General features: G+C 65.7%; 3 protein-coding genes and 1 pseudogene. All 4 read left to right on the forward strand.

The window, feature by feature from the left end; translation table 11 throughout:
* Positions 1-237: permuted SH3 domain-containing protein (locus tag AC1VAN_RS18295; protein WP_480986387.1), on the forward strand; the 237-nt coding region annotated here is incomplete at its 5' end.
* Positions 238-354: 117 nt separating this feature from the next.
* Positions 355-1,044, forward strand: coding sequence for an ABC transporter ATP-binding protein (locus AC1VAN_RS18300; RefSeq protein ID WP_025878346.1), 690 nt, complete (start codon positions 355-357; stop codon positions 1,042-1,044).
* Positions 1,045-1,058: 14 nt separating this feature from the next.
* Positions 1,059-2,216 (forward strand): ABC transporter permease, encoded by a 1,158-nt coding sequence (locus AC1VAN_RS18305; protein ID WP_480986388.1) that lies wholly within the window; start codon positions 1,059-1,061, stop codon positions 2,214-2,216.
* A 13-nt stretch (positions 2,217-2,229) separates the two neighbouring features.
* Positions 2,230-2,531: pseudogene (locus tag AC1VAN_RS18310) on the forward strand (ABC transporter permease); the annotation flags it as partial.

Here is a 2,531-nt window from a genome sequence, read left to right on the forward strand (position 1 = left end):
CGTCGGTGGCCTTCGCACTGGGCGATGACAACCGTGTGCAGCAACGCACGGTCGACGTCGGTGGCCTTCGCACTGGGCGATGACAACCGTGTGCAGCAACGCACGGTCGAGGCGGGCCAGGCGATGGGCAAGGACCGCCAGATCCTCAAGGGCGTGAGCGCGGGGGAGTCGGTGGTGGTCAACCCGCTGGACACCCTGCGCGACGGCACCAGGGTCAAGCAGAAGCAAGCGCAGTAACGGCCCGGCGCCCGCATGGCGCCACCGGCAGTACCGCTGGAAAGCACCACTGTTCGACGCGTGCCGGCCGTTGGCCGGGACGCATCCCCGTTTCCCGCCTTTCGTGGAGAACCACCCATGTCGACCCTGGTTTCACTGCGCAACATCACCAAGACCTACCAGCGTGGCCCCGAAAAGGTGCAGGTGCTGCACGGCATCGACCTGGATATCGCCAGCGGCGATTTCGTCGCGCTGATGGGCCCGTCCGGTTCCGGCAAGACCACCCTGCTCAACCTGATCGGCGGTCTGGACAACCCCACCGGCGGCGAGATCAGCATCGAAGGCGAGCGCATCGACCAGATGAGCGGCGGCCAGCTGTCGACGTGGCGCAGCCATCATGTCGGCTTCGTGTTCCAGTTCTACAACCTGATGCCGATGCTGACCGCGCAGAAGAACGTGGAACTGCCGTTGCTGCTGACCCACCTCAGCGCGGCGCAGCGCAAGCGCAATGCCGAGATCGCGCTGACCCTGGTCGGCCTGGCCGACCGCCGCAGCCATCGCCCCAACGAACTGTCCGGCGGCCAGCAGCAGCGCGTGGCGATCGCCCGCGCGATCGTCTCCGACCCGACCTTCCTGATCTGCGACGAACCTACCGGCGATCTTGACCGCCAGTCCGCCGAAGAGATCCTGGGCCTGCTGCAGCAACTCAACCGCGAACACGGCAAGACCATCATCATGGTCACCCATGACCCGAAGGCTGCCGAGTACGCCACCCACACGGTGCACCTGGACAAGGGCGAGCTGGCCGACGCGCCGCTGGCCCACTGACGGAGGCCACAGCGATGAAATACTTCTCGTTGGTCTGGGCGCAGCTGTTCCGCAGCCGCACCCGCACCCTGTTGACCCTGCTGTCGGTGGTGGCCGCGTTCCTGCTGTTCGGCATGCTCGACTCGGTGCGCGTGGCGTTCTCGTCCGGTGGCAGCGTGGAAGGTGCCAACCGGTTGGTGGTGGCTTCGCGCCTGTCGATCACCCAGTCGCTGCCGATCCGCCTGGAAACGCAGATCCGCCAGGTCAGCGGCGTGCGCGATGTCACCTACGGCATGTGGTTCGGCGGCATCTACCAGGACCCGAAGAACTTCTTCCCCAACTTCTCGGTGGCGCCCAACTACTTCGATGTCTACCGCGAGCTGCAGATCGACCCGGCGCAGCTGCAGGACTGGCAGCAGACCCGTACCGGCGCGATCGTCGGCGAGACGCTGGCCAAGCAGTTCGGCTGGAAGATCGGCGACACCATCCCGCTGCAGGCCACCATCTTCCCGCGTGGCGGYAGCAACGACTGGCCGCTGGAACTGAAGGGCATCTATCGCTCGAAGGATCGCGCACTGGCGGCCAATGAAGAACGCCAGTTGATGATGAACTGGAAGTACTTCGATGAGTCCAACGACTACATCAAGAACCAGGTGAGCTGGTACACGGTGACGCTGGACAACCCGGAGCAGTCGTCGAGAGTGGCGCAGGCCATCGATGCGATCTCGGCCAACTCCGACCACGAAACCAAGACCCAGACCGAATCGGCGTTCCAGCAGGCGTTCGTGAAACAGTTCGCCGACATCGGCATGATCGTCACCTCGATCATGGGCGCGGTGTTCTTCACCCTGCTGCTGTTGACCGGCAACACCATGGCCCAGGCGGTGCGCGAGCGCGTTCCGGAACTGGCCACGCTGAAGACGCTGGGCTTCAAGGACGRCACGGTGCTGACCCTGGTGATGGTCGAATCGGTGCTGCTGATCGGCCTCGGTGGACTGATCGGCATGGGCCTGGCGGCGCTGATCCTGCCGGCCATCAGCCCCAAGAGCATGGGCATGCTGCCGCCGCACGTACCGACGCCGACCTGGCTGGTGGGCATCGTCCTGATCGTGGTGATCGGCATCGTGGTCGGGCTGCTGCCCGCACTGCGCGCCAAGCGCCTGAAGATCGTCGACGCGCTCGCCGGCCGCTGAAGAGGACACCGACATGAACAAGCTCAAGAAGTGGCTGGGGAACGCGGTGACCGTGCTGCTGCTGGTCGTTGGCCTGGTGGTTTGGATCAGCCTGCCGTGGATCGGCGTCGCTGCCATCGCGGTGCTGCTGGGGCTGTGGCTGGCGCTCACCCGCAGTGGCCGGCTGGCCCTGGCCGCCACCCGCATCGGCATCGCCAGCCTGCCGCAACGCTGGGGTGCCTCCTCGGTGATCGTGGTCGGCATCGCCGGCGTGGTCGGCGTACTGGTCGCGATGCTGGCGATGGGCGAAGGCTTCCAGGCCACGCTCAACAACAC

It is taken from the genome of Stenotrophomonas sp. 05L44_2 (genome assembly GCF_056665995.1).

Coding starts and splice junctions, on each gene's coding strand:
- AC1VAN_RS18300 (WP_025878346.1), top strand. CDS start 355: ATGTCGACCCTGGTTTCACTGCGCAACATCACCAAGACCTACCAGCGT.